The organism is Asticcacaulis solisilvae (assembly GCF_017875235.1).
In the GTDB taxonomy this organism is placed as follows: domain Bacteria; phylum Pseudomonadota; class Alphaproteobacteria; order Caulobacterales; family Caulobacteraceae; genus Asticcacaulis; species Asticcacaulis solisilvae_A.
This window is the reverse complement of the sequence record NZ_JAGGMI010000011.1, coordinates 44,861-63,833: the sequence shown is the minus strand read 5'-3', so window position 1 is coordinate 63,833 and position 18,973 is coordinate 44,861. Positions and strand designations below refer to the sequence as shown.

Sequence of the window (18,973 nt, the reverse complement as noted above, 5' to 3'; positions counted from 1 at the left end):
GCGCCTTTTTTAGAACACGAACCCTTCTCATGACTATGGACGTCCGCGTGTGGCTTAAAGCCCGGCGACGGATGCGCGAAATCGTGTTAATCACGATTGTCTCAGCACGGGGAGGCCAATGGATCGAAGGGCATTTCTGGCCGCTTTGCCGGCCTTGGGTTTAGCCGGCTGCGCGCGCGCCTCTGTTGCCGTCGAGGGCAAGGCGGCGCTGCTACTGAAAGGCGCCCACAGCCAAATTTCGAAGACCCTGGCCTACGATCCCGCCTATACGCGAATTCCTTATCCTAATGGCGACGTGCCGCTGGAAAAGGGCGTGTGCACGGATGTCGTCATCCGCGCCTATCGCACGATCGGCATCGACCTGCAGCAGCGCGTCCACGAGGATATGGCGGCGAACTTCCGTCTTTATCCCAAGGCCTGGGGGCTGAAGCGGCCCGACAGCAATATCGATCATCGCCGCGTGCCTAATCTCCAGGTCTTCCTGACGCGCTTCGGCCGCAGTCTGCCGGTCAGCCAGAACCCAGAGGACTACACGCCGGGTGACCTGATCACCAACCTTCCGGGTGGTCGGCCTCATATCGCCATTGTCAGCGAGGTGCGCTCGACCTTGACCAAGCGGCTAATGGTCGTCCAGAATATCGGCCTGGGCACCCAGCTCAATGACGACCTGCTCAGCTATCCGATGACGGGGCATTATCGCTATGCCGTGTAGCAAGAAAGGGCGAGCATGACCTTCCGGCGCTTCATCGCCTGGATCGCCGAGAAGCTGCTGGAGTGGCAGCTGTTCGTCCTGCTTTTGCTGGGCGTGAAGTTCCTGCTGCCGACCGACCTTGCCAGCTACCAGACTTTCGACACCTTTGTCGCGGGCGCGGAATCGCAATGGTACGCCTCGCTCGATGAGGCGGCCTTCATCACCAATGCCTTCATGGGCGGCTCCTACGCTTCCTATGTCTGGAAGGCCTGGGTGGCGGCCGGCTGGCTGGTCGGCATCCACCTTTATTTCTGGAGCTTCTACCTCTTCACCTCGATCTTCGCAGGGCTACGCGGCCCAAAAGGCTATACGCCGCGCGCCGTGGTCGCCTTCCTGATCAGCGCCGGCATACTGGCGTGGCGGCAAAGGGCGGTGTTCGACATCCAGGCCCTTTATTTAGGCGGCGCCCTGCTGACGGGGGGACTGCTCGTCGTCCTGATCTCGACGGCCTTCGGTAATTTTCTCGATGCCCGCATGGCCGGGCAAAAGACCGCGCGTCCGGGGAGGCCCCAGTCAGCGCGTGGCCGCGTACGCCTCGATTTCAGCCATTAACTGCGCCTTGCGCTCAGGGACGGCGAAGGAGCCTGCGATGCTGTTGCGGGCCAGGGTCAGGCAGTCGTCGCGGCCGATCAGGCCCAGCCGTGTCAGGGCTTTGAAGTTGTCGTTCACATAGCCGCCGAAATAGGCCGGATCGTCGGAATTGATCGTCGCCTTCAGGCCGTATTTCAGCATCAGCGGAATGGGGTGGTCGCGTAAGCTTTCGACCACGCACAGCTTGTGATTCGACAGCGGACAGACCGTCAGCGTCAGCCCGTCACGGACGATGCGCGCGACCAGATCCGGGTCTTCCAGCGACCGGTTGCCGTGATCGATGCGGTCGATCTTCAGCAGGTCCAGCGCCTCATAGACGTATTCCGGCGGGCCTTCCTCGCCGGCGTGGCAGGTGAGCTTCAGCCCCATATCGCGGGCGCGGGCAAAGACGCGGGCGAACTTCGCCGGCGGATGGCCGACCTCGGACGAATCGAGCCCGATGCCCAGAATCTGATCGAGATAGGGCCCGGCCATCTTAAGACTCTCGAACGCTGCCTCTTCGCTCAAGTGCCTGAGGAAGCTGTGGATGATCGACACCGACAGGCCCAAGGCTTCGGCGTCTTTCGCGGCGCGCAGCAGGCCTTCGATGACGACGGAATAGGGGATGCCGCGATCGGTGTGGGTTTGCGGATCGAAGAAGATCTCGGCATGGCGGACGTGATCGGCGGCTGCCCTTTGGAAATAGGCCATCGCCAAATCGTAGAAATCCTCCTCCTCGCGCAGCACATTGGCGCCCTGATAGTAGATGTCGAGGAAATCCTGCAGGTTCGAGAAGTCGTAAGCCGCCCGCACCGCCTCGACGCTGTCGAACGGCAGGTCGATGCGGTTGCGCTTGCCGAGCGCGAACATCAGCTCCGGCTCCAGCGAACCTTCGATATGCAGGTGCAGTTCCGCCTTGGGCAGGGCGGAAACGAAGGCGTCGAGGGCAGAGGCGCTGTGCGTATCGGGCATTAATCAAACCTTTGACGAGATGGATTATCACAAGCACAATCCGACTGTTTTGCAAAGCTGGTCTGGCCTGACTTTTGCATCCTGACAGGCGAAAACGGGCGGACGCGGTTCGCCTGACCGATTAGGGGACACTAACGCGATGACACCCGAGACGCCCGGCGCCGGATCGCCCCAGATTGCAACGCCGTCTTTGAGTTTGTCCGCCGGAAGGCTGGCCGCCTGGGGCTGGCGCGGTTTGGCGCTTCTCGGCTTTGGCCTCTATCTCTGGGCGTGGTGGGCGGTGTGGAAGCTCATCGAGCCCATGATACCGGACACGATCACCGTCGATCTGGTGGTGCGCACGATCACGGTTGAGGAAATCCGCCATAAGGTGCTGGATGCGGCCTCGCTGCTGGTCGCCATGATCCCGTTCGTGCTCTATGTCGAAGCCATCCTGGTCGGCTGGGAAAAGAGCTCGGTTCGCCGTATTCTCTTCGCCCGCACCGAAAGCATCAAGATGGACTTGGCCTGCCTCGCCGCCGGCCAGACCCCGGTCATGCGCGTCATCGGCAAGGTCCTGACCTTCGGTCTGTCGGCCGGTTTCGGCGTCTGGATCCACGATGAACTGTCGAAAGCGGTGGGGTTCAATATCGGTCTCGGCTTCATGCCGGACATCGCCCAAGTCTTCTTTTACTTCTGGCTCTACACCTTCTTCGACTACTGGACCCATCGCATCGACCATACCTATTTCTTCTGGCCGCTGCACCGCTATCACCATTCGACCGAAGACTTCTGCGTCATCACCTCGCTGCGGTCGCACCCAGCGGCCTTTCTGGGCGTCTTCATCATCAACGCGCCGATGGCCATACTGGGCGCGCCGGTATCGGTCATGATCTCGGTCAACCTGATCGTCACCACCATCGGCCTGCTGATCCATTCGGGCATCGATTCCGACTGGGGCTGGTTCGGCAAGTGGGTGATCCAGTCGCCCAATCATCACCGTCTGCACCACATCCTGGACTACAAGACGCACGGCGTCGGCAACTTCGCCATCGCGCCCATCTGGGACCACCTGTTCGGCACCTATAAGGGCGAGGCGGGGCCTGAACTCGCCATCGGCGTCGACAAGCCGCTGTACCGCCAGGGCTGGTTCTTCTTCATCGACCTGTTCCGCGACTACTGGGACTTCGTGAAGACCTACGCCCTGTTCGTAGTGGGCAAGCGCCGGATCGACTAGGTTTTCAACAGCACTTCCGCGTCGGGAGTTATGCTTCGCCGACTATGCAATTGCGGCCATTGAAATGAAAAAGGCGGGAGTTACCCCGCCTTCTACATTTTACGCCTCGCCGACGAGCGCCGTATCGAGCGCATGGCCATCGCTGGCCCACAGAGCGCCGATATGCTTGGCGACGGGATCGGGGAAGATGTAGTCCTGGTCGGCCTCTAGCCCCTTCACAATCTCCGAAGCAGCGTGCTCGGGCGTGGCTTTTTCCAGCGGAATGTCGCGCGCCATGTCGGTGTCGATCGGGCCGGGATAGATGCCGAGAACGCGAATGCCCTTGTCCTTCAAGGTGACACGCAGGGTCTGGGTCGCGGATTGCAGGGCGGCCTTCGAGGCCGAATAGCCGGCAAGGCCGGGCGCCGAGGTCAGGCCGACGACGCTGACCACATTGGCGATCGTTGCCTGGCCGCGGGCTTCCAGTTGCGGCGTGAAGGCGCGGATGACGCGCAGCGTGCCGTAGTAGTTGGTGTTCATGTCGCCGCTGATCAGCTCGATCGGGCTGTCGACGAAGTTGTTGAAGACGGCGGTGCCGGCATTGTTGAGCAGGATATCGACGTCGGGCGCGGCCTTGGCGGCGGCGGCCACCGAGGCGTCGTCGGTGATGTCGAGGGCCACGGGAACGATGCGGTCGTCATTGAAGTCGGGCAGGGACGATGGTTGGCGCGCGGCGGCATAGATTTTCTTCACGCCGGTTTTCAGCAGTTCGCGGACGGTGGCGGCGCCGATGCCGCGATTCGCGCCGGTGACGAGGACGGTTTTGCCTGTGAGGAGGGACATGGCTTTAAAGCTCCGAAGTTCGGCCGGATCGTTGCGAGGCGGCGCATAAGTAAACTGATCTGTTTACAATGGCTCATGTAGACAGATCGGTTTACTTCGTCAAGGGCAGCGCCTATATAAAATTCAAGCGCAAGATTTCTTGTCGTTGCCCCGCCTCGAGAAGGTTCGGAATTGTTTGGAGTATCGTCATGGACAAGCCTTTGTCCCGTCAGGATATCAAGCGTCAGGAAATTCTCGATCAGGCCCAGCGCCTGTTCTGGTGCTCAGGCTTTCACGCCACGGGCGTTGATACCGTTCTGGCCGACACCGGTATTTCCAAGCGCACCCTATACAAATATTTTCCCTCGAAGGAGCATCTTATCGAGGCCGTGCTGGATCAGTATGCCAGCGCGGTTGACGGCGCCTTGTTCGCGCCGGCCTTTGCGCGGTCGAGTGATCCGCGCGGGCGGATACTGGCCTTGTTCGACGTCCGCCGCGAGATGATGGAGTGCAGCAGCTTCCAGGGCTGCCTGGCCATCAAGGCCGGTCAGGAATATGTCGGCAAGCACGCCGGCATCGAGGCGCGCAGCCGCGACTCGTCACTCTATATCGAAGGCCGTTTCGTGGAGCTTTGCCGTGCGGCGGGCGTGGCCGACGCCGAAGAGGTGGGGCGGCAGGTCAACCTGGTATTCCAGGGGGCCGTCATGACGGCCCAGATGCGCCGTTCGACGGATGTGTTCGACGCGGCCAAGGCGACAGTGCGGCGGCTGGTTGGGTTGTAAGGTTTAGCCACGAGATGCAGTATTTCCCTCCTACACCTCTCCCCGCAAGCAGGGAGAGGTGTAGGAGAAGCAGACTGCGCTTTGGCTAAACCCTTCCTAACCATAAATTTCCCATGCCTTGCCGATTTCAAGCGCGTGGCTAAAATCGTCCGATGACGGATGAAAAGCCTCACGAAACCCTGCCCGTGGCGGCGCTACTGATCCTGGCCGCGGGACAGCTCGACGCCTATACCTATGTCGCGCATGGCGGGGTGTTCGCCAATGCCATGACCGGCAATATCGTCATCATGACCGTGCGGTTTACCGATGGCGACTGGCACAGGGCCATCCCCTTTATCGGACCGCTCGTCGCCTATGTGCTTGGGGTGATGATGGCCGCATGCCTGAAGCGCCCGCCGATGCGCCGAATACTGCCGCATCCGGCGGAGTCTGCACTGGCGCTCGAGATTGCCTTCCTAATCCTCGTTGCCTTCCTCCCCGACGGCGTGCCGGACATGCTGATCGTGTCGGGGATCGCCTTTGTCGCGGCACTGCAGGCGACGGCCTTTACCCGGATCGAATCCTTCGACTTCACCTCGGTGACGATCAGCGCCAATCTGCGCCGTTTCGCCGAAGGCTTCATGGCGTCGGTCGTCTTTGATGAGGAAGGCAAGTCCCGCCGGCAATGGCGCTTCTTTCTCACCATCGTCCTCTGCTTCATCGTGGGCGCGCTGATGAGCGCCTTTGCCACGACAATCTGGGGTAACCAGGCTGTCTGGCTGCCCATGATCACGCTCAGCATTGCCTTTGTGCTCTGCCTGTCGTGGCGCAAGCAACTGGCATCCGTGCTGTCGGAACATTGATACATGACAATTGGCGATAAGGCTTTCCAATGGCTTCGTACGGGCTTACCTTAAGGCCCGCGAGTCCCCTTCGCAGAGTCCGCCTGTCATGCCGTTCCAAAACGATGCCATCATAGGGAAAGCCGTCGGCCGGCCGGTCCTGCGCGGTATTGCCTGGCTCCGCCGCGAAATCCAGACCAGCCCCATGTGGTTCATCGTGCTGGCGGCCATAGTCGGCCTGTTCGCCGGCGCCTCAGCGGCGCTGATGGGCCATATCTCGCACGGTATGCAAGTCCTGCTCTACGGCTTTTCGCCCGACCTGCGCCTCAGCGAACTGCCGGCTTTGGAGCCCTGGCGGCTTTTGGCCCTGCCGTTGGGCGGCGCGGTGCTGGGTCTGACGCGCGTCATCTTCGCCAAGCGCCGCGCCCCCATCGACGCCGTCGAAGCCAATGCCCTGCACGGCGGGCGCATCCCGGCGCGCGACACGGGCGTGGTGTCGCTGCAAACCCTGATTTCCAACGGCTTCGGCGCCTCGGTCGGACTTGAGGCCGCCTATGCCCAGATGGGGGGCGGCATCGCGTCCAAAATCGGCCAGTGGCTGGACCTGAAGCGCGCCAATCTGCGGACCCTGGTTGGCGCTGGCGCCGGTTCCGCCATCGGCGCGGCCTTTGGAGCCCCCCTAGCCGGCAGTTTTTACGCATTCGAGATCGTGCTCGGCGGCTATACGGCTTCGGCCCTGGCGCCGGTGGCGGCCGCCTCGCTGACGGCCGTGGTCGCGGCGACCCTGCTCGATATCGAGCCGTTCGTCATCGCCTCGACCATCGGCCGCGATATCCCACTCAGCAGCTACCTGCTCTATGCTTTCTTAGGGGTGCTGTGCGCCGGCGTCGGCATCGTTATCGTCCGCGCGGTCGCCAGCGCCGAGACCCTGGTGCGCAAGCTGCCGATCGGCGAAATCTGGCGGCCGTTCGTCGGCGGTATCTGCCTGATGCCCCTGGCATGGATGATGCCGCAGATCCTGTCGTCCGGCCACGGCGCCATGCATCTCTATCTCGACCACCAGACCCTGATCGTGACGCTGATGATGGTATTTGCGCTCAAGCTCCTGGCATCGATCCTGTCATTGGCGTTTGGCTTTCGCGGCGGTCTGTTCTTCGCGTCGCTGTTCCTGGGATCGCTACTTGGGTCGTCGTTCGCGCAGCTGATCAACGCCGTCTATCCGGCGGCGGGGCTTGACACCACCAATGCCGCACTGGTCGGCATGGCGGCGCTGGCCGTGGCGATCGTCGGCGGGCCAATGTGCATGTCGCTGATGGTGCTGGAAGTCACGCATGACTTTGCGCTTACGGCCGCGGTGGTGACGGCGTGTCTGTGTTCCAGCGCCATTGTGCGTGAGCGTTTCGGCTATTCGTTCTCGACCTGGCGGCTGCACCTGCGTGGCGAAGCGGTGCGGACCGCCCGCGATATCGGTTGGATGCGGTCGATGACCGCGCGGACCCTCATGCGCAAGAACCATACGACATTAAAGGTTACCGCGACCGTCGGGGAACTGCGCCAAAAGGTGCCCCTCGGCTCGACCAGTCGTGTGCTGCTGATTGATGGAGCGGGTGACTATCGCGGCATGGTCCAGACCGCCGAAGCTTATGCGGATACATATGCGCCCGATGTGCCCCTGTCGCAGCTGGCCAAGCAGACCGATGTCTATGTCCGTCCGGACATGGATATTTCGGCGATCCTCAGGGTGTTTTCGCATTTCAGCGTCGATGACCTGGCCGTGGTCGATGACCATCACAAGCTGCTCGGCTTTGTATCCGAGAAGTATGTCAACCGCCGCTATGTCGAGGAACTGGAACAGTCGCAGCGCGAGTTCTTCGGGGAGTAGGCCCCGCCCACCGCCTTCGGCGGTCCCCCCTCCCCATAAATGGGGAGGGCGAAGATCGACGTGATCCAATTCCGCCCACTCCATTTATGGGGAGGGGGGACCGTTCGCGGAGCGAATGGTGGGCGGGGCCTGCGATCGTTAGAACAAGCTCAGAGTTTGGCCGCTTTTGGCTTCGTCCACGCGGCTCAGCCGCAGCGGCGTTGACGTCCTGAGATCCACCGGCCGTATCCGCATCCAGTCTTCCCAATGGTCCGGCCCAAGCACCACGGGTTCGCGCGTATGGATGGCCGACATGTCAGCGCCAGCCGCCCGTGTCAGCAGGCTGAAGCTGAACACTTCACCTTCCAGCACATCGGCCTGATCCCAGATGCCGGCAAAGGCCAGCGGCTGGTTGTCGGCTCGGGTGATCCGCCACTTGGTGCGGTCGGTCTTCGGACCCGACCACTCGAAGAAGGCCTCGGCCGGCACGACGCAGCGGCGATAACGCCAGGCGCCCTTGAAGGTTGCCTTGGTATCGACCTCCTCGATACGTGCATTGAAAGTCGTTGCTGTCCAGTCGCGGAGCGATTTGCGATACCAAAGAGGCACCAGGCCGAAGCGCATCGTCGCCATCTCGATGCCGCCATGATCCGGGTTCGCGATGAGACACGACGCCCCGAGCGTCGGCTTGACGACCTGGGATTCGGCAGGACCTTCCAGCCGCATCTCGTCCATCAGCTTATTGGCGAAGATCAGGGCTTCGAACTGTCCGCACATTGTCTTACTCCGCCAGAAGGACTTGGACGCGCTCGCGCATCGCCGGCACGATCTCGGCCTCGAACCACGGATTGCGGCTCAGCCAGATGCCATTGCGCGGGCTGGGATGGACGAGCGGCAGCAGGCCGTCTTCGGCATAGTCCTGCCACGCCCGCACGGTTTCGCCAAGCGTGGCCTTGCGCCTTTCACCGAGATAGCGTCCTTGCGCATGCGCGCCGATCAGCAGGGTGAGTTTGATATCGGGCAGGGTGCTTAAAACGCGATCATGCCACAGCGGCGCGCATTCCGGCCGGGGTGGATTGTCGCCGCCCGAGCCTCGGCCCGGATAACAGAACCCCATGGGCACGATGGCGAACAGCGCCGGATCGTAGAAAGTCTCGGGCGTCACGCCCAGCCAGTCGCGCAGGCGTTTGCCGGAAGCATCGTCCCACGGAATGCCGGAGGCATGCACCTTGGTGCCGGGAGCCTGGCCAACGATCAGGATACGGGCACGCGGATCGATCCTGACCACGGGACGCGGCCCCAGCGGCAGATGGACTTCGCACAGCCGGCAGGCGGTGATTTCGGAGAGGAGAGACACTGCCCACAGATAGGAAACGTGTCTGCGTCTGCAATCCTAGATTCGCTTTTCCATCTCTTCCAGCTCGACGCCCTTGGTCTCGGGGAAAAATTTGGCCACGACGACCAACTGGATCACCGTGCAGACCGCAAAGAAGACAAAGGGCAGGGCCTGGGTCTTGGCGGCGATGACCGGGAAGGCCGCCGCGATCAGGGCGTTCATGATCCAGTGCATGGCGCTGCCGAGACTCTGGCCGGTGGCGCGCACCGGCGTCGGGAAGATTTCGGCCAAATAGACCCAGATCACCGCCCCCTGGCTGAAGGCGAACGACACGATGAACAGAAGCAGCATCCCTAACAGCAGTGACCGGCCTTCACCGGTGGCCATGATGACCGCTACGCCGCCGAGGGCGATGGCTACGCCAACGGCGCCTGCGATCAGCAGGGTCTTGCGGCCCAGCTTGTCGATAAAGCTCATGCCGATGACGGTGGCGATCAGGTTGGCGCCGCCGACCGCGATCGACTGCCAGTCGGCGGACAGGCGGTCAAAGCCCGCCGCAGCGAAGATGTCGTTGAGATAGTAGAGGATGGCGTTGATGCCGGTCAGCTGGTTGAACATGGCCAGCAGGATGGCGAAGATGATCGGCTTCCTGTGCTGGGTCCACGACAGGCGGGCCGAGGTCTTGGCATCGGCCGCGGCGAATTCGGCGACGGCCGCGGAGGCATTGGCGACGCCCAGTTGCGTCAGGCTGGCCACGGCCTCCTCGATGCGGTTCTTGGCCGCCAGCCAGCGCGCGCTTTGTGGGATGGCGAAGAGCAGGGCCAGGAAGAGGGCGGCAGGGGCCGCGGCGACGCCCAGCTTCCACCGCCAGACATCGTCAACGGTGATCAGCGAACCCACTGCGAAGTTGCTGACATAGGCCATCAGGATGCCGAAGACGATATTGAACTGGAACAGGCCGACCAATGCGCCGCGCCGGTCCGCCGGCACGATCTCGGCGATATAGACGGGCGCCAGGACGGACGATCCGCCGACCGCCAGGCCCAGTACGAAGCGCGAGATGACAAAGGTGTTGAGGTCGGGCGCCAGCGCGCAGCCCAAGGATGAGACGACATACATCAGGCCGATGATGCGCAGTGCATCGCGGCCACCGATGGCGTCACCCAGCCGCCCCATGAACAGCGCGCCGACAAAGGTCCCCCACAGCGCTACTGAGACCGCCCAGCCTAATCCTTGCGCATCGAGCGCGAAGACGGTGCGGAGCGAATCGGTGACGCCGGAGATGACGGCGGTATCGAAGCCGAACAAAAGTCCGGCGAGCGACGCAATGGTTACGCTCTTCAGGTTGACCTGAGCCATGTGTTTCTTCCCGGGTTTATTAATTATATTTGGAAGAAGTATTCAGCTTAGATCGCTCTAAAGTCAAATCACGCCGTTTCGCGAAGGCTCCGGGCGGCTTCAACCATGTTGATGAGTGCCGCTTTCGTCTCGTTCCAGTCGCGTGTCTTCAGCCCGCAATCCGGATTGACCCACAACTGGCGGTCATTGAGGCGCTGGCGCGCCAGCGACAAAAGTTCCGTCATTTCATCGGTGTCGGGCACGCGCGGACTATGGATGTCATAGACGCCCGGCCCGATATCGTTCGGATATTTGTGCGTGCGGAAGGCATCGAGGAGCTCCATGCGCGATCGCGACGTCTCGATCGAGATGACGTCGGCGTCCATGGCCGCCACGCTGTCAAGGATGTCGTTGAACTCCGAATAGCACATGTGGGTGTGGATCTGGGTTTGATCGCTGACGCCCGAGGCGCTGAGGCGGAAGGCATCGACCGCCCAGTCGAGATAAGCCTGCCAGTGGCGGCGGCGCAACGGCAGGCCTTCTCGCAGGGCCGCTTCGTCGATCTGGATCATGCCGGCGCCGGCGACTTCCAGGTCCTCGACCTCGTCGCGGATGGCCAGGGCGATCTGGCGGCAGACTTCGCTGCGCGGCAGGTCGTCGCGCACAAACGACCAGTTGAGGATCGTCACCGGCCCGGTCAGCATGCCCTTGACCGGCTTATCCGTAAGCGACTGCGCGTATTGCCACCACGCGACGGTCATGGCGCGCGGTCGCGACACATCGCCATAGAGGACGGGCGGACGGACGCAGCGTGAACCGTAGGACTGCACCCATGCGTGTTTGGTAAAAGCAAAGCCCGATAGCTGCTCGCCGAAATACTGGACCATGTCGTTGCGCTCGAATTCGCCGTGGACCAGGACGTCGAGACCGATCTCCTCCTGCCAGCGGATGGCGCGTTCGGTCTCCTCTTTCAGAAACTGGTTATAGCCGGCGTCGTCGATCTGGCCCTTGGCGTGGGCCGATCGCGCCTGGCGAATCTCGGCGGTCTGTGGGAAGGAGCCGATCGTTGTGGTCGGAAAGGCCGGCAGGTTGAAACGCTGGCGCTGGAGGACGGCTCGGGCTTCGAACGGGCTGTGGCGCTGGCTGTGTTCGGGCGTGACAGCCTTGAGGCGATTGGCGACTGAGCGGTCATGCACTTTGCGCGAATTGCGCCGCGCCGCCGCCGCTGAGGTCGCGGCGTTCAGCGCATCGCGGACGCTGTCGCGGCCGTTGGTGAGCGCCTTCGACAGGGTGTCGAGTTCGCTCATCTTCTGCACCGAGAAGGCCAGCCATGAGCGAACATCGCCGTCGAGCGCCTCTTCCTGGTCGAGATCGATCGGCGTATGCAGCAGCGAACAGGACGGCGCCAGCTGGAAGCGGTCACGGCCGTGAGTGGCGATGACGGGTTCGAGCCAGTCGAGATTACGCGCCAGATCGGCGCGCCAGATATTGCGGCCATCGATGACCCCCAGCGACAGGACAAGGTCCTTCGGCGCCTTAGCAAGGACAGTTTCAAACTGGTCCGACGCGCGAACCAGGTCGATATGCAGGCCTGCGATCGGCAGGGCGACTGCGATATCGAGATTGTCCTCCAGCCCGCCGAAATAGGAGGCGACCAGCAGTTTCAGCCCCGGCACTTCGTGGGCAAAGGTGGCATAGGCTTTCTGCAGGGCGGCGGAGGTGGCGATATCGCTGTCGAGCGCGAGGGCCGGCTCATCGATCTGGACCCATTCGGCGCCGGCATCACGCAGGCGCTTGAGCAACTCGACATAGACCGGGATCAGCCGGTCGATCAGGACGATAGGGTTGCCATCCTCGCTCTTGCCGAGGCGCAGATAAGTAACCGGCCCAAGCAGCACGGGGCGGGTGCGGTAGCCGAAAGCCTTGGCTTCTAGGAACTCATCGACCGGCTTCTGCGAGGTCAGGACGAACCTTTGGTCAGCGGTGAATTCCGGCACCATGTAGTGGTAGTTGGTGTCGAACCACTTGGTCATTTCCAGCGCCGGGATGCCGCCGCTATGACGGACCGTACAGCCGGCGCCGCAGCCTTCCAAATGGCCGTTTGAACCCCGCGCCATGGCGAAATAGGTGTCGAGCCCGACATTTCCGCCTTGCCAGCCATAGCGCGCCGGGATGGCGCCGACCATCACCGAGGTGTCGAGCACATGATCGTACAGCGAAAAGTCGTTGGACGGGAGGATGGCAACGCCGCGCGCCTCCTGACGGCCCCAATTGACGGCGCGCAATGCACGCGCGGCCTGATGGAGGGCGGCTGCATCGGACTTGCCGGCCCAGAAGTTTTCGAGCGCGGTTTTCAGTTCGCGGCGCAGGCCGATACGGGGCGTGCCCAAGGTAGCGACGGGGAGGGCGGGGGCGGAGTGTGACACGGCGGTTCCTTAAAGCAATGGCGTGAATGGCCGATTGCTAACGCCGAAGATTTCGAGAGTCAATAAAGATATAAAGATATCTTTATATGATTATATGATTGGGGCGCGATGAGGCGCGACCTGTTTCGGGGAAAATCCTTTCAGATCCGGTAGATGCGCTCGGCGGTGGTAGCGAACAGGGCGTCGCGCTCGGAGGCGCTGAAGCCAGATGTGATGTCGTCGTAGGCGCGCAGGCCGTAGGAATAGGAGTTGAACAGTGTGTCGGTCGGGAAGTCGCTGGCGAAGGCGCAGCGCTCCGGGCCGAAGCGGTCGATGGTTTCCAGCACCAAGCCGCGCATCGATTGCGCCGTCCAGCCGCGATCGACAAAGCCGAGGCCCGAGATCTTGACGGCGGCGTGTGGCAGTTCGGCCAGCTTCGTCATGCCCTCACGCCACTGCGTCAGGTCGGCGTCGACCGGCATGCCCATATGGTTGAGGATGACCGGCGTGTCCGGGTGTTGCTTGGCCAGTTCATAGGCCTGGATCATCTGACCGGGATAGATCTGCAGGTCGAAGGACAGCTTGTAGCGCGACAGCAGGCCGTAGCCGCGCGCGAACGCCGGATCTTCCAGCAGGTTACGTGGCGTATAGGTGCGCTTGGGGTTTTCGTGCCAGTTGATGATGTGGCGGATGCCGCGGACATTGCGGCTTTCGACGTGCTGGGCCAGCAAGGGCTCGACGTCGGCGTCATTCAGCGCGGCAAAGGCGACGATGGCGTTGGGGAAGCCCGTCTCATCGGCCAGCGATTGCAGCCAGCGGGTTTCATTGAGCGCATCGGAGGCTGCGGCGCCGGCGTCGATATGGACGACCTTATCCACCTTGAAGCCTTCGGCGTCGGCGAAGTAGTCAGAGAGGACATAGTCTTTCGCGATCGGCTCGACGCTGCCGTTCGGGCCATCATCGGAAAAGGGCGGGGTCAGCCAGGCATAGGACAGGCGGTTCAGTTGCCACAGATGGATGTGGGCATCGACAAAGCGCTGGATAGCCATGGGGGTGTCCTCTTTTTCTTCCCTGTAAGTGGAAGGCCGGAAGAGGGGATCGGCGTTTTGGGTGACGTGTTTTTGCCCCTCACCCGGCCCGATGGGCCACCCTCTCCCCGGCCTCGGCGGCAGCCAAAGCAGGGAGAGGGAGTTTACTAGTAGGTCGTCCGTCCTCCAGACGTGTCGAAGACCGACGCCGTGGTGAACGAGCACTCTTCCGACGCCATGAAGCAGACCATGGTCGCCGATTCATCGACAACACCCAGGCGGCCCATGGGGATCTTGGAGCGCATATAGTCGACCTGGCTTTGCGGCAGCTGCGCCAGGATCGGGCTCTCGAACGTCGCTGGCGTCAGGGCGTTGACGATCACGCCCTTGGTCGCCAGTTCCTTGCCGAGGCTCTTGGTGAAACCGATCACGCCCGCCTTTGATGCCGAATAGGCTGAGGCGTTCGGATTGCCTTCCTTGCCGGCAACGCTTGCGACATTGACGATCCGGCCGTAGCCGTTTTCCAGCATGAAGGGGATGATCTCACGGTTGCAGTAGAACAGGCCGTTGAGATTGATATCCATGACCTTCAGCCACGAATCGACCGGGAATTCCCACGCTGGCACGGTAGCGCCGGTGATGCCCGCCGAAGCGATCAGGATATCGATCTTGCCAAGGATCTCGGCCGACTTTTTTGCGGCGGCGGAGACCTCTTCAAGCTTGGAGACATCCAGCGCCACGAAGCCGGCAGCGCCAACTTCCTTGGCGACGGCTTCCAGCGCCTCGGGGTTCAGGTCCCACAGGACGACCTTGCCACCTTCGGCGATGATGCGCGCGGCCGCAGCCTTGCCCAGTCCACCTGCGCCGCCGGTGATGACGGCGCAGCGATTATCAAAACGGCCTGCGTAGGTCATTAGCCGATAATCTCCTGGCCTTCGAGGCTGAACGGCACCACAGTCTGGCGCTGTTCACCCAACTTGGCGATGCCGAGGTGCATGGTGTCGCCGGCATTGAGATAGATCGGGTTCGGCTTCTTGCCTTCGCCCACGCCTGGAGGCGTACCGGTGATGACCAGGTCGCCCGGTTGCAGGGTGATGAAACGCGAAATGTAGCTGATGCAGTGGGCGACGTTGAAGATCAGCGTTTTGGTGTTGCCGGTCTGCATGCGCTGACCGTTGACATCCAGGAACATGTCGAGGTTATGGACATCGCCGACTTCGTCCGGCGTGACCAGCCACGGACCGGTGGGGCAGAAGGTGTCGCAGCCCTTGCCCTTGACCCACTGCGTGCCGCGTTCTTTTTGAAAGGCGCGTTCCGAGACGTCGTTGACCAGGACGTAGCCGGCGACGTGGCTGAGCGCTTCGGACTCTTCGACGTAACGGCAGGTCTTGCCGATGATCAGGCCCAGCTCGACTTCCCAGTCCATCTTGGTCGCGTCGCGCGGCTTCATGACTTCGTCGTTCGGGCCGGTCAGCGAGGTGACGGCCTTGGTGAAGAAGATCGGCTCGGGCGGAACTGGCAGGTTCGATTCGGCGGCGTGGTCGGCATAGTTCAGGCCGACGGCGATGATCTTGCCGATCTTGTTGACCGGCACGCCGTAGCGCGGCTGGCCTTCAACGACCGGCAGGGCGTTGATGTCGGTGGCGGTCAGCTTGGCCAGTTGAGACAGACGCACCGTGTCCGGCGTCAGGTCGGAGACAACGCCCGAGAGGTCACGGATGCGGCCGTCGCTATCGACGACACCGGGCTTTTCCTGGCCCTTGGGGCCAAAACGGCAGAATTTCATGGGGGAGGTCCTTTGGTGATTGGTTCGCCGCGAACGCCACGATCATTGGGATAGCTTCGGGATCCCTTCCCCTCCCCGTCCCTGGGATGGGGAGGGGGACCGCGAAGCGGTGGTGGGGAGGGGGAGTCGTCTGGCACCGGCTGAGCGTGTTGAAGTCTGAAGATTGACCCCACCACCGCATCTCACCGGTGCAAGCACCGTCTCGTGCGGTCCCCCTCCCCACCTTCGGTAGGGAGGAGAAGAGCAGTGTGTTGCCCTGATCTTAAGTGTTCGAAGCGTTCGTGATTTAAATTCCTTAGTGCGTGTACGGGCGGTGAAGCTTCACGTCGGGGTTCAGTTCCACACCGAAGCCCGGCTTGTCCAGCTTGTTAACGTTCAGGCGGCCATTTTCCGGCACCGGTTCCCCCAGCAGCTGCGGGTGGAACATCGGCGCGACGTGATCGGCCTTCGGCGCCATCATCAGGAACTCGGCGAACGGCGAATTGTGACGCGTGATGACGAAGTGGTAGGAATAGACCGATGAGCCGTGCGGCACGACCATGACGCCGCGCGAGTCCGCCAGGGCCGAGATCTTCAGCAGTTCTGTGACGCCGCCGCACCAGCCGACATCGGGCTGAATAATGTCGCAGCAGTCCATCTCCATCAGCATGCGGAAGCCCCAGCGCGTGGCTTCGTGCTCGCCGGTGGTGACCAGCATCCCGGGAGGGACATTCTTCTTCAGTTGCTGATAGCCCCAGTAGTCGTCCGGCGAAATCGCCTCTTCTATCCATTTCAGGCCGTACTCATGACACTTATGCGCCAGCTTGGTGGCGTAGTTGACGTCGAGCGCCATCCAGCAGTCGTACATCAGCCAGAAGTCTTCGCCGCACTTGGAACGCATGTCGGCAATCAGCTCGACATTCTTCTTCAGGCCTTCATCGCCTTCGATCGGACCGTGATAGAGCGGCAGCTTGCCGCCGATAAAGCCCATCTGCTTGGCCAGGTCGGGGCGGGCGCCGGTGGCGTAGAATTGCAGTTCGTCGCGCACGGCGCCGCCCAGCAGCTGGTGCACCGGTTCCTGACGCAGCTTGCCCATCAGGTCCCACAGTGCGAGATCGACTCCCGATATGGCGTTCACCACCAGGCCCTTGCGGCCATAATATTGCGAGCCGAAGTACATCTGGTCCCAGATCTTCTCGTACTCGAATGGCGAACGGCCTTCCAGGAAGCGGGCGAAGTGCTTTTCGACCATATAGGCGGCCGGCTCGCCGCCGGTCGTCACCGCGAAACCGGTCGTGCCGTCTTCGCATTCTATCTCGACGACCAGTGTGCCCAGAACGTTGATGCCGAACGATTTGCGGCTCTGGCGGTATTCGGGATAACGGCCCATCGACGTGGCGATGTGGTTGTCGATCCAGTGGCCTTCGCCTTGGTCGTGATAATCGGCGCCACCGCCGCCTTCGCCTCCTTTGATAACAGATGCTCTGACTTCTCTGATCTTGGGATTTTTCATGGCGGGCCTGACGGTCGTTATGATTTCGGGTGATCGATAGTGATTGGTATTTTGATTGTCAATGATCTAAATTCATTATATAGCCTGTTTGGACGGCGAATCCATCGCCTCATGATATGCGAAATGCAATTTCGCGCAAAGATTAATCCCAAATTCCGGACCTTCGTCGCGAATAATGGCAACTAGACAATCGGCTCTGCATCCACTGCGGCGCACCGCCGGGGAAGGTTCCCTTGCCGGGGCGCAGACCCTGCTGCGCGGCCTCGACATTATAAAGGCCGTTTCGCAGACCGGCATGAACCTGCCGCAGTTGTCCGAAGCCGTCGGCCTGACGCGCTCGACCACGCACCGTCTGGCCGCGACGCTTGTCGAGCAGCGCTTTTTGAACTTCACGCCGCGTGTTGGCTATAGTTTAGGCCCCAAGCTTCTGGAACTGGGGCATCTGGCGGCGCGCCAGATCAGCCTGCCGCGCCTGGCGCACGATCATTTGGTTCACCTGGCCCAGCAGTCAGGCGATACGGTTCACCTCGGCATCCTCGACGGCGATCGCGCCCTCTACCTGGATAAGGTCACGGGCCGCCGTCGCATCGAAATCAGCTCGCATATCGGTGAGCGTCAGCCGCTGCGCTCGACCGGTCTCGGCAAGGCGCTGCTGCTCGATGAAACAGACGCGCGTTTACGCGAAATCTATGCCCGTGAAGCGCCCGACTGGCCGAACTACGGCGTCAGCGAAGCCATCTGGATGGAGCGTATGCGCCATTACCGCCAGGCCGGTTATGCCTTCGACCTGGAAGAAAACGAAGACCGCATCCGCTGCGTGGCGGCGCCTATCCGCGACGCGGCCGGCGCCATCATCGGCTCGATCAGCGTATCGAGCGCAGCACAATATATGGACGACGCCCGCATGAACGGGCTCGCCACTCAGGTACTCGATACCGCACACGCGATTTCCGCCGAATTCGGCTGGACCAAGACAACAGACTAACAGGGAAGACGGAAACCCATGCTGCTCGAAGGACAGAAGGTATTGATCACGGGGGCGTCGCGCGGCATCGGCCGGGCGACGGCGATCGAATGCGCAAAGCATGGCGCCGATGTCGCGCTCAACGTCTTCAATGACGATGAGATGGCGCAGTCGCTGGTCAAGGAGATCGAAGCGCTGGGCCGCAAGGCCGTGGTCTTCAACGGCGATGTCGCCGATCCGGCCTCGGCGCCGGCCTTTGTCGCCGCCGCGGTCGCGGGCCTCGGCCGCGTCGACGCCATGGTGTCGAACGCCGGCATCTGCCCGTTCCACAGCTTCCTCGACATGCCTCAGGACGTGTTTTCGCGCACGCTGAACGTCAACTATACCGGCGCCTACTTCATGTGCCAGGCCGCCGCCCAGCAAATGGTCAAACAAGGCAAGGATGCGCAGGGCCGTGGTGGTTCGATCATCGCCGTGTCGTCGATCTCGGCTCTGGTCGGCGGCGAGCTTCAGACCCACTACACGCCGACCAAGGCCGGTGTGCACTCGCTGATGCAATCGACCGCGATTGCCCTGGGCCGCCACGGCATCCGCTGCAACTCCGTCATGCCCGGAACGGTCGCCACCGACATCAACAAGGAAGACCTCTCCGATCCGGCCAAGCGCGCCTACATGGAAAAGCGCATTCCGCTGGGCCGCCTGGGCCGTCCGGACGATATCGCCAAGGTCGTCGTCTTTCTGGCTTCGGACCTGTCGGGCTACGTCACGGGCGCCTCGGTGCTGACCGACGGCGGCCTGTTTGTGAATCTGCAATAAGTCTGTTTAGCTACGGATAACTGACAAAGAGGGG

General features: G+C 62.0%; 18 protein-coding genes. 8 read left to right on the top strand and 10 right to left on the bottom strand.

Translation table 11 applies throughout. The features are described 5' to 3' along the window. Positions 1 to 118: 118 nt before the first annotated feature. Both J2X24_RS16990 and J2X24_RS16985 read left to right on the top strand, forming a co-directional pair. Positions 119 to 712: a DUF1287 domain-containing protein gene (locus J2X24_RS16990; protein WP_209724275.1), complete on the top strand. Its 594-nt coding sequence runs from the start codon at positions 119 to 121 to the stop codon at positions 710 to 712. A gap of 15 nt (positions 713 to 727) precedes the next feature. After that, a complete protein-coding gene (locus J2X24_RS16985) occupies positions 728 to 1,303 on the top strand; it encodes a hypothetical protein (RefSeq protein WP_209724273.1) in 576 nt (191 codons plus the stop codon). Here the strand turns inward: J2X24_RS16985 and J2X24_RS16980 are convergent. Continuing rightward, positions 1,265 to 2,293: an adenosine deaminase gene (locus J2X24_RS16980; RefSeq protein WP_209724271.1), complete on the bottom strand. Its 1,029-nt coding sequence runs from the start codon at positions 2,291 to 2,293 to the stop codon at positions 1,265 to 1,267. The genes J2X24_RS16985 and J2X24_RS16980 overlap by 39 nt on opposite strands. A 139-nt stretch (positions 2,294 to 2,432) precedes the next feature. On the opposite strand from J2X24_RS16980, the gene J2X24_RS16975 reads away from it, so the two are divergent. Continuing rightward, positions 2,433 to 3,509, top strand: coding sequence for a sterol desaturase family protein (locus tag J2X24_RS16975; protein ID WP_209724269.1), 1,077 nt, complete (start codon positions 2,433 to 2,435; stop codon positions 3,507 to 3,509). A 99-nt stretch (positions 3,510 to 3,608) separates the two neighbouring features. On the opposite strand, the gene J2X24_RS16970 is transcribed toward J2X24_RS16975, so the two are convergent. Continuing rightward, positions 3,609 to 4,331 carry an SDR family oxidoreductase gene (locus J2X24_RS16970; RefSeq protein WP_209724267.1) on the bottom strand — a complete coding sequence of 241 codons (723 nt, stop codon included), beginning with the start codon at positions 4,329 to 4,331 and terminating at the stop codon, positions 3,609 to 3,611. Positions 4,332 to 4,519: 188 nt separating this feature from the next. Here J2X24_RS16970 and J2X24_RS16965 point away from each other — a divergent pair, with 188 nt between their 5' ends. The 3 genes from J2X24_RS16965 (at position 4,520) to J2X24_RS16955 (ending at position 7,795) form a co-directional block, all read left to right on the top strand. Then, positions 4,520 to 5,092, top strand: a complete 573-nt coding sequence (locus tag J2X24_RS16965) for a TetR/AcrR family transcriptional regulator (protein WP_209724265.1) — start codon at positions 4,520 to 4,522, stop codon at positions 5,090 to 5,092. A gap of 152 nt (positions 5,093 to 5,244) precedes the next feature. Beyond that, the gene (locus J2X24_RS16960) at positions 5,245 to 5,934 is read left to right on the top strand and encodes a YoaK family protein (protein ID WP_209724263.1); all 690 of its coding nucleotides are present in this window, start codon (positions 5,245 to 5,247) and stop codon (positions 5,932 to 5,934) included. An 88-nt stretch (positions 5,935 to 6,022) separates the two neighbouring features. Further along, a complete protein-coding gene (locus tag J2X24_RS16955) occupies positions 6,023 to 7,795 on the top strand; it encodes a chloride channel protein (protein WP_209724261.1) in 1,773 nt (590 codons plus the stop codon). A gap of 138 nt (positions 7,796 to 7,933) precedes the next feature. Here the strand turns inward: J2X24_RS16955 and J2X24_RS16950 are convergent, their stop codons facing one another. From J2X24_RS16950 to rhmD, 8 genes are all read right to left on the bottom strand, one after another. Beyond that, positions 7,934 to 8,551 (bottom strand): SOS response-associated peptidase, encoded by a 618-nt coding sequence (locus J2X24_RS16950; RefSeq protein WP_209724259.1) that lies wholly within the window; start codon positions 8,549 to 8,551, stop codon positions 7,934 to 7,936. A 4-nt stretch (positions 8,552 to 8,555) separates the two neighbouring features. Beyond that, positions 8,556 to 9,131: a uracil-DNA glycosylase family protein gene (locus tag J2X24_RS16945; protein ID WP_209724257.1), complete on the bottom strand. Its 576-nt coding sequence runs from the start codon at positions 9,129 to 9,131 to the stop codon at positions 8,556 to 8,558. Between the two features lie 36 nt (positions 9,132 to 9,167). Beyond that, positions 9,168 to 10,469 (bottom strand): sugar porter family MFS transporter, encoded by a 1,302-nt coding sequence (locus tag J2X24_RS16940; protein WP_209724255.1) that lies wholly within the window; start codon positions 10,467 to 10,469, stop codon positions 9,168 to 9,170. A 68-nt stretch (positions 10,470 to 10,537) separates the two neighbouring features. Further along, positions 10,538 to 12,874 (bottom strand): 5-methyltetrahydropteroyltriglutamate--homocysteine S-methyltransferase, encoded by a 2,337-nt coding sequence (gene metE / locus J2X24_RS16935; RefSeq protein WP_209724253.1) that lies wholly within the window; start codon positions 12,872 to 12,874, stop codon positions 10,538 to 10,540. A 140-nt stretch (positions 12,875 to 13,014) separates the two neighbouring features. After that, complete coding sequence (locus J2X24_RS16930) at positions 13,015 to 13,902, bottom strand: amidohydrolase family protein (RefSeq protein ID WP_209724251.1); 888 nt, start codon at positions 13,900 to 13,902, stop codon at positions 13,015 to 13,017. Between the two features lie 146 nt (positions 13,903 to 14,048). Next, positions 14,049 to 14,795: an SDR family NAD(P)-dependent oxidoreductase gene (locus tag J2X24_RS16925; protein WP_209724249.1), complete on the bottom strand. Its 747-nt coding sequence runs from the start codon at positions 14,793 to 14,795 to the stop codon at positions 14,049 to 14,051. Beyond that, complete coding sequence (locus J2X24_RS16920; protein ID WP_209724247.1) at positions 14,795 to 15,667, bottom strand: 2,4-didehydro-3-deoxy-L-rhamnonate hydrolase; 873 nt, start codon at positions 15,665 to 15,667, stop codon at positions 14,795 to 14,797. Before J2X24_RS16920 ends, J2X24_RS16925 begins: the two co-directional genes overlap by 1 nt. A gap of 295 nt (positions 15,668 to 15,962) precedes the next feature. Then, a complete protein-coding gene (rhmD, locus tag J2X24_RS16915) occupies positions 15,963 to 17,159 on the bottom strand; it encodes an L-rhamnonate dehydratase (protein ID WP_209724245.1) in 1,197 nt (398 codons plus the stop codon). 175 nt (positions 17,160 to 17,334) lie between these two features. Here rhmD and J2X24_RS16910 point away from each other — a divergent pair, with 175 nt between their 5' ends. Further along, complete coding sequence (locus J2X24_RS16910; protein WP_209724243.1) at positions 17,335 to 18,144, top strand: IclR family transcriptional regulator; 810 nt, start codon at positions 17,335 to 17,337, stop codon at positions 18,142 to 18,144. Positions 18,145 to 18,162: 18 nt separating this feature from the next. After that, positions 18,163 to 18,939, top strand: coding sequence for an L-rhamnose 1-dehydrogenase Lra1 (gene lra1 / locus J2X24_RS16905; protein ID WP_209724241.1), 777 nt, complete (start codon positions 18,163 to 18,165; stop codon positions 18,937 to 18,939). Positions 18,940 to 18,973: the final 34 nt, after the last annotated feature.